Origin of the sequence: Gracilibacillus suaedae (genome assembly GCF_017599345.1) — a bacterium.
GTDB lineage: Bacteria > Bacillota > Bacilli > Bacillales > Amphibacillaceae > Gracilibacillus > Gracilibacillus suaedae.
Window position 1 is genome coordinate 13,499 of the sequence record NZ_JAGFVL010000041.1, and the last position, 15,471, is coordinate 28,969.

Below are 15,471 nucleotides of genomic sequence, written 5' to 3' on the forward strand. Positions count from 1 at the left end.
TACGCTTACGTTGACATCTCCGTTTATAGTTCCTTACCATTTAATTGTTACGGACACAACTCCATAAGAAAATCCTACAGTAACAAACTGCAGGATTAACATTACGAGTTATTCAGTTCCTTTCCAAATCAGAAAAAGAGCTTGTTATATTTCTACTGGAGTTTCCCAATTCTGTGATACAATCCTAATTTATATATTCTAGAGTTCATGTTGGAAAGATACTATCTACACAACAGCTTCTGTTTCACAATGTCTGATAATAGTTCCATCCCCGTTACTTTACTAACATGGATCACTTCTTCTGGAATCGTCGGAGCTTCTACCCAATTAGTTAAGATATTTTCCTGGCTCGTCACGTAAGAAGGTTCAAATCGAACACCTTCTTCTCCATCAAAAATAGCGGCATAAAAAATATCTGATTCAACAATATCTTGAAAGAAGTGACTGCCATAGGATAATTCCGGCATAAAACCTTTTTCTTGCGAGGAGACCTCACAGATAGCAGACACATGCTGAATTTCTGAAAAGTGAACAGGAACACCAAGTGATGGTGTAGACGTACCCCATCGTCCCGGACCAATCAGAAAAACACGTTCATTTTTGAGATCTCTTGTTATTTTACCTATGGTGCGTGCCACACTGTATTTATCTTGTTCACTTAAATGGAGGTAACCATCCATATCTACATAAATACAATAATCGATCGGAATACGTACATTACCTCCCATAAAGTTACCTTCTGTCTGTATAAAACAGGCTTCTTCAGCTTTGATTACTGGTATCTCAATTGATTTCCCTAATCCTTTTGTTTGTAATGGTCGACACTGGACAATATTAACCTTAAAGTCTTCTTTATCACGGAAATTGGCGGTAAACTCTACATCGACAGGATAATCATAAACACGCGCTATTTCTGCCAAAATTTCTCTCATCACTTCTGGAAATGTAGAATTTTTTAATAAATTTTTAAAGTCGAGAATATATGGTGTCGGCATATTCTTATAACCTAAATCCTTCAAACGAAAAGCTGTTTCGGTATCAATCGACGCAAATAAATTTCGCTCAACATCCCAAACATTGGCTATTGCCTCATCAACCTTCACACTTGTCAATTGATTTTTCGACATCGATAAAACGTCCACTCCATGCTGCGAAAATTTCTTTAAATCATCCATATGCATCAACGGCTTCCGTGTCGGCTGATCCAATGTAACAATTTTGGCATAGTCATCCACAGTTCGGTCAACTGCTCTAGTACCTAACCCGAACACTAAACGAATCATCCCAGCATCCATATCAACACTTTTGTCCCATACGTACAGATTGGAGGAGTTACCTACCCCAGCAACATGTGGGAAAAAGTTATCTTCATAATGATCACCAGATACTCGTTGAATCAAAATTGCCATTTGTTCGTCTTTTTCAAATAACCCTCGATTCATTCGATATTCCAGTGCATCTTCATTCATTGTACTGGAATATACAGTACGGATTGCATCTTCTAGTGCCTTATAACGCTCTTCCGGTGTGCCCTGATTTACACAAAAGACGCTATCGTACTTTCCGGCAAATGCATTTCCGAAGTTATCCTCCAACAACGAACTGGAACGAATAATAATCGGAGATTGGCCGAAATATTCGAGCACCTGGACGAATTGTTCTTTAATATTGGCAGGGAATTCTCCGTTTAGTAATTTCTCTCGTAGTTCTCTTGCATACTTATAATATCCTTCTTTTGTTTTCTGTTTAACACGCAATTTCCACCCGCCATTTTGCACAATATAGGTATAGAAAATATCAGATCCAATATAAAACGAATCATGTGCTTCCATATATTTTGCAAAACGATCCTTTTTGTCTTCTTTTAATATTTTTCGGGCTAGCAGCATCCCGACACTTTTCCCACCGATAAATCCAGTACCAACCTCCCTGGACGCAATCGTCAGAATATCTTGTAATGTAAAGTATTGGTCACAAAGGTCAAACATTCTCGACTTTTCACCAATTAACAGAGTCATCAATAATCTTTTTGTTTTTTCTTGCGTCGCTTGGTCTTTTTGCAAGTCGTCATGTGCTCTTGAAAAAATAACATCCCAATAATCCATCCGTTCTTCCACACGATTGATATTAGAAAATAAAGCAGATGCCTCTGCACTTGCTGTAATACTTTTCACCCGCTCATCTTCGATTAAATGAGGAAAAAACATCGTTGGGGAGTAGCGTTGCCATACTTTTAACGGATGAATATAGTGCTTGCCATCCACTTCATACAAATCTAACAAAACTTGTGTAGTTTCACGTATTCGGGCAATTGTTGCATAAGTATGAACATTCCGGTTAATCGCAAAATAAGCTACCGTATCTAATTCATATAAATAAGGACAGCACACTTTGAAAAAGTTGCCGATCATTAAATCCGAACACCAACTTGATAATAAATCCGTCAAACTATCGAATACATAGAACGTTTTTAATCCTTCATTTTCAATTAATCGATGAATTTCGGTAGCAAAGCTTTCAAATCCTTTTTTAGCATCCACATTGTATTGTTTAACTCCTTCTCTTCCAACCAATGGTTCATGTTTACCGAAGCGTACATAGATAACTTTACGACCATCTTGTAAAGCTTTATCAACATAGGGAGTAATAATATCTTGATAAGCATGAATGTTATCAACTTGCCATACTACATTATCGCCTAGTCTTAACGAGTCAATCGTCTTATCGAACCCAGGAATTCCTGTTGATATTTTTAATTCCATTTCCATCTTAATCACCAACCACTTCTTTAAATACCTTTTTGAACAATGTATATTCTAATTATAACATCATATCATCATAATCCTATATCGATTAGGCATTAATACATTCCAATAAGTTGATAAGAAAAGTGGGTGTGTAGTACTTATGGGCCTGCTCCTTCTGGTGTGTTAGTATTGATATATTTCTGTAATGCTCTCTGATCGTACTTTATTCTTTCCTTTATTTCATCATTTATATTTTCAATTGCTTCACTTGTAATAGATTTTCCGCCGTGGAAATCTTTCATCGCTACATCCCAAATGGATTTAATGTCTTGATCTAAGGATTGAGGTTTACCTGGAACCTCTTTGTTTAAGGCTTTCCAGTATAATTGCTTTAAATCGGTATTAATAAAATATGGATCATTTTCGATATCTTCATACATATATAACATGTCATCAGCCATCTTTTTGGCAAATTCCCATGCCAAGTCCTTATGTTGACTGTTTTCAGAGATGGCAATAGACATACTTGCCTGCTTGTCCACACCTGCTAACTCAAAAGGTAAAGTCGTGATTCCCCATTTTCCATTTTGCTCTGGAACCCACTCCTGTAAATGACTTGTAACGTAACTTGCCATTTGAAACATCACTAATTCATCATTTTGAAATGCTTCTCTTCCCCTTTCATTCCATATATTAACATATGGACTAAGATCTTTTTCTGCTACCTCTGCTGCGATATTAAAAGTAGTAATAAAAGGCTCATCATCCCCTAAATACTCGAATTCTTCGTCTAGAAAATAACTGGTTCTTAATACCGTTTCTAGCAACATATGCTCTGAATCTAAAATATAGTGACCATTTTCTTTGAGGTCTTGAGCCATTTCCAGCCAATTTTCATAGTCATTTATATAATTTGACAGTTCTAGTGGATTATTAGGGTAGCCATATTCACTTAAAATATCTGCACGATAATAAGTAACATAAGGGAAAAACAATAATGGGACGGCAAATATTTCGGTTCCATCTTTACTTTTATAATGATTTAACAAGCTTTCTGGTCTTCGGGCAAAAAAACTTTCATCATAATATCTATTTTCGTATAAATTTTCAAAGCCACCTATACCAGCAAATTCGCCCAAAGCATAATCAGGTAGAACATATAGATCAGGTGTTTTACCAGCTAACATACCTTGACGATATTCCTTGATTAGATTATTTTCATTAAATTTATCAATTATCTTAATTTCAACATCTGGATACATTTCTAAAAACTCTGGTAATGAATCTTCAAAAATATTATTATGCGTCCAAATAACCAACTCATTAACTTGCGCAGACTCCTCTTCTACCTCAGCCAAGTCATTACTTAGAGAAGACTCCTGAAAGGGCTCAAAACTTGATGAATGACAACCAACTAAGATCACTACACTTGCTATCACTATCCATATTGTAAATTGTTTCAATCATTTTCCTCCCCATATGTCAATTCGTGATGACGTTTTTTCTCTTCATACATTAACGAATCAGCATGATGCAATAAGGCATCTGAAGTCTTCCCATTATCAGGATAAAAACTTATGCCAATACTGGCTATCAGAGTTATTTCTGTTTTATTAATCATTAACGGTTGCTTAATTGCTTCTAGTAATTGATTGCATAACCACTGTACTTCGTTCTCTGTTGTTAAATTTACAATTGCCACAAATTCATCACCAGCTAAACGATAAAATGTAATAGGCTCTCCTCGTTCAAATCTCTTTAACCGTTTGGCAAATAATTTTAATAACAAATCTCCGCCACTATGTCCAAGGGTATCATTGACTTGTTTGAATTTATCTAAATCAATAAATACAATCGCAAATCGATCTAGGTTTTCTTGTTCCTCTAACCTCTCTGTTAAATCGATATGAAATGAATAGCGATTTGGCAAATCTGTTAATGTATCAAAGTGTGCTAAACGATATAGTTTTGACTCTGATTCTTTTAGTTGATTTGTCCTTGCAGTAAGTAAGTCATTTTTCTTTTTAGCATCAGCAAACATTGCCTGCAGCTGGTTAGCTACTTTTTCAATGTTTTGACCCAACTTTGAAAATTCATCAATCGCCGTATCTTTCCAATAAAAGGTTTCTTGTCTCTTCATTTTGCCTGGCAAATCACTCGTCATTTGTGTCAGGTGTGATAAAGAATTCGTTAATATTCGATTCACTAACATACCAAACACTAACGCTATAAATAAGACAAGCAATACGAACAATAAGTAATCAATAAGATTTGTAGCTAATGCTATTACACTACTCCTGATAGGAATAATTAACCATGTCCGTTTGTTTAAAAAGGCAGTATCCCCTATATAATAACCGTTATACCAATCAGACAGAGTTTGGTGATTGGATGGAAGCCAAATAAAACCATTCGAATGAATCTCTTTAACAAACCCTACTTCCATATCTAAGCTAGCACTTAATTTATTCTCATTATTGGTATCAAGCCATACTTGATCACCTTGATCCATAACCAAGACTCGTTTGTTTGAAGTTCCGATAAACTCGTCTAATATCGATTTGATTCTAGCTTTTTCTAATGCAGCGTCTAATTCATAATTTTGAATGTCAGTAGAATCCATTTCAGCTATCTTCCGTTGTAATCTCTCTTCCAGCTGTTGATACTGAAGGTGATACTCTTGATACATATCGTTTTCTATCGCTCTAGCATTAACTAAAATGATGATGAGTAATGGGAATACAGCGGAAAAAATTAGTATATGAGAAATCACCTGACCAAAGTATAACTGGTTTTGTGTAGGAAACCAGCTTTTAAATTTGGAAATGAGCGGAAGATAATCACATAACATATCTGCAACTAAAGCAGAAAACAAAGTAGCGGTAATAACCTGAAGGATCATAAAATTAGTTAAACTCTTTATACCTTCCAAAACCTCCGGAAACAGAAATTCCATTATAAAATATATAATAAATAGGATGATTGAATAAGCAAAACTCCACGTAAAAAGATCTTTTCCTATCTTAGTATATAATCCTCCAATGATCAGTACTTCCAGAATACTAATGAAGACAAATGAATTGCCAATATGAAGAAAATGCGTAAGTAGACTCATACAAATGGCTAATAAAAGTGCAAAACGGAAGCCGAATAACCGAATGGCTGCTAAGTATAATACCGGAGCAAAACATAAAGCTACACCAAAAATTAATGGAACAGCATATATTTGCGCAATGACAGATACAGTTAAAATGAATATAAACAATACTATTTTTTTACTCATTACATTGCGCATATGTTTGTCTCCTCATTCAATTCACTCTAGTTTCAGATTTAAAAAAGCTATACAAAAAATGTATAGGTTTCCTGTAGATTGTAGCAGGTAACCCAGCCATCATCGTGATTTTTCACCTTAGATCTGTGGTTTTGCGTCTCTATTTTTCAATAGATTTGCCTTTTCTATTAGTACTATTATATCACAAAAGTTAACATGATTTGTACAGAACATAAATCTATTTTCCTATAATCATATCGTAATCTTTCGATAATAATCAATACAATTCAGAATTAACTTAATGAAGACGATAAATTCAGGAGATTAATCATTTTCTTTACTAATCATATTATACAATAATTTTTAACTTAGTTTTGATCAACAAAAAAGAGTAACCCTTTTAAGATTACTCTCAGCATTTTAATCAGGCAATTTAGCATCATTACTCAGATACTTCAGTTTCATCCTCCCAAGCAAGCATGCCACCTTCCATATTGGTTGCTCCAATTCCATTCGCTTCTAAATATTCAGTTGCTCTTCCACTTCGCGCTCCAGAACGACATACCATATAGTAGTGTTCGTCTTGATTAAATTCTTCTAAACGGTCTGGTATTTCTCCTAATCTTATATGTTTTGCTCCCGGAATTATACCTTGTGCCACTTCATCATCTTCCCGCACATCAATGATATTTAATTTCTCGCCATTTTTTAATTTGTTTGCCAATTCTGTTGCTTGTATCTCCTTCATGATTATACCTCCAATAATTTATACTTGATATAGCATTATACGCTAGTTTACGTATAGATTAGTATGTGATCAATCTCTCATTGAATCATACCATTATTACGTTATCTTTTCTAACATTTAATCTAGCTTCCATACTATTAAGAAAACTGTCACTATCCTTATTTATAAAAAAAGAGACAGACATGTAAGTCTATCTCAACAATATCTATACAATTTTAAACTTTTGAACTTCTTTTTGTAATTCCTCTGCTAATCCATCTAATTCACGAGCGCTTTTTGATACTTCTTCCATTGAATGATTGGTTTCTTCAGCTGAGGCTGCTGTTTCCTCAACAGCAGCTGCAGATTCTTCACTGACAGCTGCAATTTCGTCGACCGATTTATTCATTTCTTCACTATTTTCATTTACTTCTTCCAAGCTTTTAACCATGTGTTTTACACGATCTACCATATCTGTAATGGACTGATTAATTTGTGTAAAGGTCTCACCAGTTCTCTCCATTTGTTCTGTACCTTTTTCTACTTCTTGAAAGCCAGATTCTAAGGACTGAGCCACTTGTGCTGATTCCTCCTGAATATTCGCTACAAGTCCAGTTATATCAGCAATAGAATCTGTTACTTGCTCAGCAAGCTTTCTAACTTCATCTGCCACTACTGCAAATCCTTTACCTGCATCTCCTGCTCTTGCTGCTTCAATGGCAGCATTCAATGCGAGTAAGTTTGTTTGTTCAGCTATTTCTTTAATAACAATTACAATTTTATCAATTTCTTCCGTACGTTTATCTAAGCCTGATACTTTTTGGTAAGAATCTTGTACCATTTGATAGATGGTTCTCATTTGGTTAACAGACTTTTCTAGTTCCGTACGGCCACCTTGACTTATATTCATAACATCCTGTGATTCATTTGCTACTTGATTACCTTGATCCGCTACTTCTTTCACTTTTCGATTATATTGATCAACCGAACCGGAAAGATCAGATGCAGAATTTGCCTGTGATTCACTTCCTGATGATAATTCTTCCATAGTAGCAGCTATTTGTTCACTACCTTCACGTACCTGATCAGCCGATTGATTTAATGTACTGCTTTGCTGCATCACACGCCCAGTGGCTATCATCACCTGATTAACCATTCCATATAAGTTATCTTTCATTTGATTCATGGCATTTGCTAGTTCAGCAAACTCATCATTACTTCTTACTTTAACTTCCTCTCCCGTTAAATCACCCTGTGCTAAACGGTTCAATTCCTTCTTAATTGTCGAAATATTATAGTTTATCACTCTAACAACTAATGTAACAATTGCTATACCGGCAATAATAGCAATAATACTCGTAATGAGGGTCGATGTAATTAGATCCTGACGCATACTCGTAGCAATTAGATACATATCAAAATCGATTGCACCTACCCCTATTAATTCATTATCATTTCCGTAAATCGCCTTCGCCAACGTTATCGTCGGCTTCCCAGAAGCAGTATCAATATACGGCTCTGTCCATATGACATCCTCCGGTGATTGGATAGCTTGATTATACCAATCAGTTGTGGTCGAATCATAATCATTTAAATTCACTTCAGTATCAGGAATATTATTTAAATATAAGGCCCCATCTGTCGTACCTAAATACAAATTAATAATATACTCATCCTTATCAGCTTGCTCTGTTAAGTAATTTTCATAATAATTTGTCAATTTGGGATCATTCACTGTGGGCATATGTGAATAACTCGCATCTTGGAGATCAGAGGCGGAAACCTTTTCATAGTTTAATTCCTCTGATTCTGTTAAAGAAGTTAGAAACGCTTCATATTTATCAAAGGTTTCTTGATATTTTGGTGAGATTTCTACAATATCATCTTTTTGTATCATTGCCTTTTCCAATATCTCTGTCTTTTCATAGGCTATGTAACCCACAACCCCCATCGGAATAATTAATAGTAAAATCATAATTGCGGGTAATTTGTATTTAATTTGCTGAAACTTCTTCATGACTGTCCCCTTCCTCTTGTAGTATATAATTCCTCCTTATATTTTACCATTAAATTAGATCCATTACTATATGTAATAAATAAACATTCCTAAAGAACTAAAAAACTACACTTTGATTTAAGTGTAGTTGGTCATTTATATGCAATGACAATACCAATTGGTTTATGGTCCATCTGTGAACCTTCCTTTGGTTCTATTAAAGCGCCTTTTTGATAGAAGAACTTCTTTTTTGGGAACTGATCAAACATGGAGACAAATTCATTTTCTGTCATTTGATGTACATGAAATGGTGAACCGCATGGTATTCCCTTACCTTCACCGAATGGAGTTGATAATATCAATGTTCCACCAGGCTTAAGGAGTTGATAAATATTTTCCATAAATTGTTCTTCATCTTTAATATGCTCTATTGTTTCAAAACTTAGAATAACATCAAAAGTACCTAATTGATCAGGTAATGTGGGCTCTGTTACATCTGCCAGCCTGAAATCAGATATCGGGTGATAATAATTTGCTTTTGCGTATTGAATTACATTAGGATCAATATCAACACCGATAATTTCATCAAGTTCATGTTTGCATTTTTTTGCAATTACATGCGCTCCATAACCAACACCAGTTGCAAAATCCAAAGCTCTACCATATATATGAGGCACTGAAAAATGATAACGAGCTAAATGTTCTATTAATAACTCATTTGTAATGTCCATCTTCTCTGGTATTACACGTTCTCCCGTATCCTTTAACATTGTAATCACCGCTTTTTTTATTTCTTATCAAGCATAACATATTATGTTTATTTGTTAGAATAGGAAAGGAAAATAGTTTGACTCTCTATTACACTCCCCCTCTTTCAATATTTAATAAAAAAGAGATAACAGGTATAAGGTAAACCTGCTATCTCTAAGTTACTTCACTATTAATACTGGGCAATGTACTCGTTTGGCGATTTTGTGACTGACACTACCTAGTATCATCGTTTGAACTTTATTTAATCCACGGCTTCCTACTACAACAAAATCATATTCATTTCGGTTCGCAAATTCGACAATTGTAGGACCTGGTTCACCGTGCACTACATGTGTTTCACATTCAAGGCCAGCTTCTTCAATTACTTCTATAACTGGCTGTAATTTTTCTTGTCTTTCTTTTTTTACATCATATTTATCTAAACCGTGTAATACATCTTCTTTTGATGTTTTACCATCTACTGCATAGACAATATCTATTTTACCTTGATCAATCTGAGCAACCTTTACCGCATGAGATGCTGCTCGAATAGAGTGATCTGATCCATCAGCTGCTAATAATACCTTTTGATACATCTCTACACCTCATTTATCCATTAATGACCTGAAGCTTTTGATAAGCCGCCAATTTTTTTCTTCAATTGTTTACTTTCTGCATTTAAACCTGTATAAGTTACTTTAACATGGTTCTGCTCAAATTTCGACTCAATTTTGTCTAAAGCTCCAATTGCAGAATCATCCCATAAATGGGCTAGACTTAAATCAATTTCAACCTCTTCGATTGCTTCATTAAAATGGAATTTAGCTACTAAGTCATTAACGGAAGCGAAGAAGATTTGACCATCTACTTTATAAACCTTTTTCTTACCCTCAACAGCTACAATTTGGGTCACTTTCACTTTTGAAATCTTAGCTGCAAAGAAGATGGCACTTAAAAGTACACCTGCTAATACACCTATGGATAAATCATGTGTCACCACTACAGTACCAACTGTAATCACCATCACAGCAGCATCTGATCTAGGTACTTTATGGATATTTTTCACAGATGACCAATCAAAAGTACTAATAGATACCATAATCATAACACCGGCAAGTGCAGCCATCGGAATTTGAACTACAATATTTCCTAAAACAAAGATTAAAAACATCAAAAATACACCGGCAACTAATGCAGATAATCTACCACGTCCACCTGATTTAACGTTAATGACGGATTGACCGATCATCGCACATCCAGCCATTCCTCCAAAGAATCCTGATACAATATTAGCAATACCTTGTCCACGGCTTTCTTTGTTTTTATCACTCTCTGTGTCTGTCATATCATCAACAATATTAGCCGTTAACAATGATTCTAGCAAACCAACAATGGCAAGTGATAATGAATAGGGAAAAATAATAGCTAACGTTTCAAAATTTAACGGAATATCAGGAATTAAAAAGACCGGTAATTCTGAGCTTAAGTTACCTAAATCACCGACAGCACGTACGTCAAACCCAAAATAAATGGCTAGAGCCGTCACTACTATGATTGCTACTAAAGTAGACGGTACAGCTTTCGTTAGTCGAGGAAAGATATAAATAATTGCTAGAGTTAAAGCCACTAAGCTATACATTACCCAACTTTCACCTTCAAAATGTTCCAACTGTGAAGTAAAGATGAGAATGGCCAGCGCGTTAACAAAGCCTACCATTACCGAACGTGGTACGAATTTCATCACTGCCGCTAATTTAAAGACACCGAACAAAATCTGTAGTACACCAGTCAAGATTGTGGCAGCTAGTAAATACTGCAAACCATGTTCAGCTATTAGTGTAACCATCAACAACGCCATAGCACCTGTTGCCGCAGAAATCATACCAGGTCTGCCACCTACAAAGGCAATCACAACTGCTATACAGAACGATGCATACAATCCTACCATCGGGTCAACACCAGCGATAATCGAAAAGGCAATAGCCTCCGGAATTAACGCTAACGCTACTACTATACCGGCTAGAACGTCTCCTCTGACGTTTCCAAACCAATCTTGTTTAATTTTTGCTACGTTCATGAAGCACCTCTTTCTAATTTTTTTGGCTTCTCTGATCCCCTCAGAGAAATTTTCCGAAATGAACAAAACGAATCATACCACAATTCACAAAATCGACAAAACTTGAAGAAAACGTGAACATCCATTTCATGCTTTCATTTTCGTGTACATACTCTTTCTTTCTTCTATTTATACTAAACCAAATAAAAAGTTTACTTTTTCATGTATTCCTTTTCAATTAGAAAATATATCTAACAAAACAAAAAACTGACTTTTATAAAGCCAGTTTCATAGATACTCCGCTTTATTTGGTTTTTTAGCAACTAGTGCACTTAATACACCAATAATCGGAAATATAAGTGATAAAATAATGATTGGATTATAGCTGCCAAACGCGTCATATCCAACCCCAAATGGTAAAGGACCTAATGAAGACCCAATAACACCCACAGTGACACCGACACCATTTATACTTCCTATGTATTTTCTCCCAAAATAATTAGGCCAAATAACATTTAAACCAATCCGTTCTAAACCACCAGCCAATCCCCATAAAACACCAAATAAGATTGCTAGCAAGAAATTATCTGTTACTAATAATAGAAGTAATACAAAAAACTCTACTATAAAAATGGCTAGTAACACATAGTTAGATTTGATTTTATCTATAATATATCCCGAAGCAAGTGACATCGGAATACCTACAAAAGCCATTAAACTTAAAACCATTGCTGCTACTTCAAGTGATAAACCATTTGTTTTGAAAATGGAGGCAATATGAAACGTAATACCGGTATTGACCATGGCCGGGATACCGACACAGATTAAAATAGCCCAAAAAGCATTTGTTTTCATTGCTTCTTTAAGTGTCCAATCCTCTTCTGCTTCCTCAATAGTTGGTGCTAATGGATTCCCGCTATTACTTTCATTTGTTCTGCTAAAACCGTCAGGCTCCAAACCGACCATTTCAGGTTTATTTTTCACACCGAAAAAGGCTAAAGGAACAAAAAACGCAAGTAATAAAAGCCCCCAAAATCTCCAGGCAACTTGCCAATCCCATGTTTGGATTAACCATGTATTGACAATCGGAAATACCATAGCACTGGCAAAGGAGAAAAGTGTAACTAAACTGAAAGCACGACCTCGTTTCTTAATAAACCATTGTGCAACAAGTGTATTCGGGATGAGCGACATACTTCCCTGTCCTAATAATCTGACTAAAAAGAATCCAATTGCTAACATCCAGATAGATGTGATTATACTGTTAAAAAAACAAGCGATAGCAAATAATGTACCAATCGTCACCATCATAAAGCGTTGTCCAAACCGATCAATAAAACGCCCGATGAATATCATTAACAGACCAGCTATTAACGTTGCTACAGAGTAAACGCCAGACACCTCAGAACGTGTCCAGCCAAAATCGTTGATATACTCGTCAATAAACTGTGAATTGGAATACGTTTGACCAGGTCCTGAAAAAAAGATACCAAACCCGCCAATGATTAGGATAAACCAACCGTAATAAATTTTGTCAAAAATTCTTAGTTTAGAAAGCATGGCTACACTCCTAGTTGTAAAACGCAATCTTCAAACAATAATATCTAACCACACCAACGTATCACATGCAAACGTTTTGATTGATCAGATTCCTTTTCATAAGAAAAACTGAGCAAAAACGCTCAGCCCTTATGAATAAAAGCTATAGATTTACCATTTCTCTAGCATCCATTATGAAATACTTGAACAGCTTACCACCACTCCGGCTGCCTACGCTAAGTTCTGTCTACAACATATGTCAGAGCTAAAAACTTGGATTATTATCCCATAAAAACGCTAAAATATAGCATTGAATTCTCTAAAAAAGTTAGGATACCTATGTTTATATACTCCCTCTATATACTAACGTATTCTCTTGATTACTCTGTTTTTCTTAGAATTTCATCTACATATCAAGGACTACTTCACATCATAACTGGAGTCAACCAAATCATTTAGGGAATGATGGTGAAAAAGGGTGTACTTAATAAGCCATTCTTTCTGTTTTGAAAAAAATGGTAATTAGTTGTGCTATGATCGCACTCCATTCCCACAGTACTCATGGCGACAAACCCTCCCATATCTCACAGCGTCTTTGCGCATACATTCCTTCGTTCGGTCTATCCATGAAGTGGGGCCGGCGATGCTTTCCTCCAGGGTCATTGCCCGATCGTATATAAGTTTGCCGGCTGCTCCGTGGCTTCAGATGTTGTGTTTGTTTTCTTGATGTCATTCATGTGTTTCTATTTAAGATAATCTTTCATTCATACGCTACTATCGTCTGTAGTCTTTCTTTCACTACACTCTATTCATTGCACGGCTTGATGTGGAGAGGTGGGCATGATACCCTGATCCAACAGAGCCAATTTTTTACCATTTGATTCCTTGGCGAGGAGATCATGCCCATAGAGGCTCCATGTCAAGCCACTTAGGTATAACTGTCATTCCATGAAGAGAACATTACCAAATCTTTTGTTATACGGCATCTTTTAAACGAAAATGTGGGATATCCTGTAACATCTTTTCTGGACGAAAGGCTACTTGTTTCTTTCCAATGGCAAATAATACACGAATTAACTTACAACATAATGCAATTAAGGATTGTTTTTTCTTCAATGGATTTTCTTTTCTTGTCGTAAAATATTCATGTATTGCCTTAAATGCAGGATTGTGATTCACCAATGGCAGAATGACTTTAAACAACAGAGCACGTAATTTCGGGCGCCCTCTCTTCGTGATGATGGTTCTGCCTTTCCATTTACCGGACGTGGCCAGTTTCAAATTTAATCCTGCCAATTTAATGATTTGTTCAGGATGCGTATAGTTGCTTATATCGCCCACTTCTGCATAGAATGATGCGATCGTTACCTTGCCAACCCCTTTCATATCATCCATTTCTTTCACGCCTGGGATGGTATCTAGAAACTCCTCTACCACTTCCCATGCCTCTTCTATTTTCTCTTGAAGCAGGACATATTGTTCCATTAATGTTTTCAGTTTTAACCTAGCTAGGGTTTTTCCTTCTTGTATGCCAACAGAATGTCCGGCAACTTCTTTTAATTGTCGGATCTTTTTCAATCCCACTCCTTTTTTGACTGCTTTACGAATTTCATGCAAGATGGTAATGTCCTCTGTTTGGACGATTTCATCCGGAAACAATCCCATCTTGAGGACTTCCAAAGAGGCTTTTCCTTCCCAGTTGGAAAAGACCGTTGTATATTCAGGAAAATACCGGTCAATCCATTGATGAACACGACCTTTTACTGCTTGAAAATCCTTTATTAATTGCTCGTACAAATTCATACCTTCTCGCAGTTCTGCATAGATACCTTCTGGTAAATTCGGTTCCGAATAACGCCCATCTTGGATGAGACGGGATATTACTCTGGCATCTTTTACATCATTTTTGGTTGGTGAATTATCATCCAATTCTTTTGATTTCTTGACATGAGCCGGGTTGACAACAACGACTTTTAGCTGTTTTCCTTTTAACCAATAAGTTAAAGGTAACCAATAATGTCCCGTTGGTTCCATCCCCATGATAATATCCGTTTTTTCATGCTGGACGCATAATTCATCTTTCCAACACATGAGGCTCTCAAAGCCTTCCCATGAGTTATCAAAGTATAAAGCTTTTCCAAACTGTATGCCACGAAAATCTTGCGCACGTGCAACGTGTTTGTTTTTGGCGATATCAATCCCGATAATTAATGTTTGTTCCGTTACTTGTGATATTTTTTCATTTTGTTTATAATACATAATAGTCCTCCTTGGTTCTAATTAAGGGTCCTTTTCGCTGATCAGCTTTGGACACCTCGTATCATACCAAGGGGGTATTTTTTATTCAATACCCATTTTGCTTTATTACAGGAATGCTTTCCT

10 protein-coding genes and 1 riboswitch are annotated in these 15,471 nt (G+C 35.8%); all 10 genes read right to left on the minus strand.

The features are described 5' to 3' along the window. Positions 1-221: 221 nt before the first annotated feature. Entirely contained in the window at positions 222-2,768 is a 2,547-nt protein-coding gene (locus J5J03_RS12265) for a PEP/pyruvate-binding domain-containing protein (protein WP_208589892.1), read from the minus strand. Positions 2,769-2,905: 137 nt separating this feature from the next. Continuing rightward, entirely contained in the window at positions 2,906-4,210 is a 1,305-nt protein-coding gene (locus J5J03_RS12270) for an ABC transporter substrate-binding protein (protein ID WP_208589895.1), read from the minus strand. Continuing rightward, on the minus strand, positions 4,207-6,042 hold the full coding sequence (locus tag J5J03_RS12275; RefSeq protein WP_208589897.1) for a sensor domain-containing diguanylate cyclase: 1,836 nt from the start codon (positions 6,040-6,042) through the stop codon (positions 4,207-4,209). The genes J5J03_RS12270 and J5J03_RS12275 overlap by 4 nt, the downstream gene beginning before the upstream one ends. An 83-nt stretch (positions 6,043-6,125) precedes the next feature. Continuing rightward, a riboswitch (cyclic di-GMP riboswitch) is annotated at positions 6,126-6,212 on the minus strand. A gap of 251 nt (positions 6,213-6,463) precedes the next feature. Next, positions 6,464-6,769, minus strand: coding sequence for a rhodanese-like domain-containing protein (locus J5J03_RS12280; RefSeq protein WP_208589900.1), 306 nt, complete (start codon positions 6,767-6,769; stop codon positions 6,464-6,466). A gap of 205 nt (positions 6,770-6,974) precedes the next feature. Then, the gene (locus J5J03_RS12285) at positions 6,975-8,765 is read right to left on the minus strand and encodes a methyl-accepting chemotaxis protein (RefSeq protein WP_208589902.1); all 1,791 of its coding nucleotides are present in this window, start codon (positions 8,763-8,765) and stop codon (positions 6,975-6,977) included. 131 nt (positions 8,766-8,896) lie between these two features. Continuing rightward, on the minus strand, positions 8,897-9,514 hold the full coding sequence (locus J5J03_RS12290) for a class I SAM-dependent methyltransferase (protein ID WP_208589903.1): 618 nt from the start codon (positions 9,512-9,514) through the stop codon (positions 8,897-8,899). Between the two features lie 159 nt (positions 9,515-9,673). Continuing rightward, positions 9,674-10,090: a universal stress protein gene (locus tag J5J03_RS12295; protein ID WP_208589904.1), complete on the minus strand. Its 417-nt coding sequence runs from the start codon at positions 10,088-10,090 to the stop codon at positions 9,674-9,676. A 20-nt stretch (positions 10,091-10,110) separates the two neighbouring features. Then, the gene (locus J5J03_RS12300) at positions 10,111-11,571 is read right to left on the minus strand and encodes a SulP family inorganic anion transporter (RefSeq protein WP_208589905.1); all 1,461 of its coding nucleotides are present in this window, start codon (positions 11,569-11,571) and stop codon (positions 10,111-10,113) included. A 267-nt stretch (positions 11,572-11,838) separates the two neighbouring features. Next, complete coding sequence (locus tag J5J03_RS12305; RefSeq protein ID WP_208589906.1) at positions 11,839-13,110, minus strand: MFS transporter; 1,272 nt, start codon at positions 13,108-13,110, stop codon at positions 11,839-11,841. A gap of 954 nt (positions 13,111-14,064) precedes the next feature. Further along, positions 14,065-15,348 carry an IS110 family RNA-guided transposase gene (locus J5J03_RS12310; protein ID WP_208587795.1) on the minus strand — a complete coding sequence of 428 codons (1,284 nt, stop codon included), beginning with the start codon at positions 15,346-15,348 and terminating at the stop codon, positions 14,065-14,067. Between the last annotated feature and the right edge of the window lie 123 nt (positions 15,349-15,471).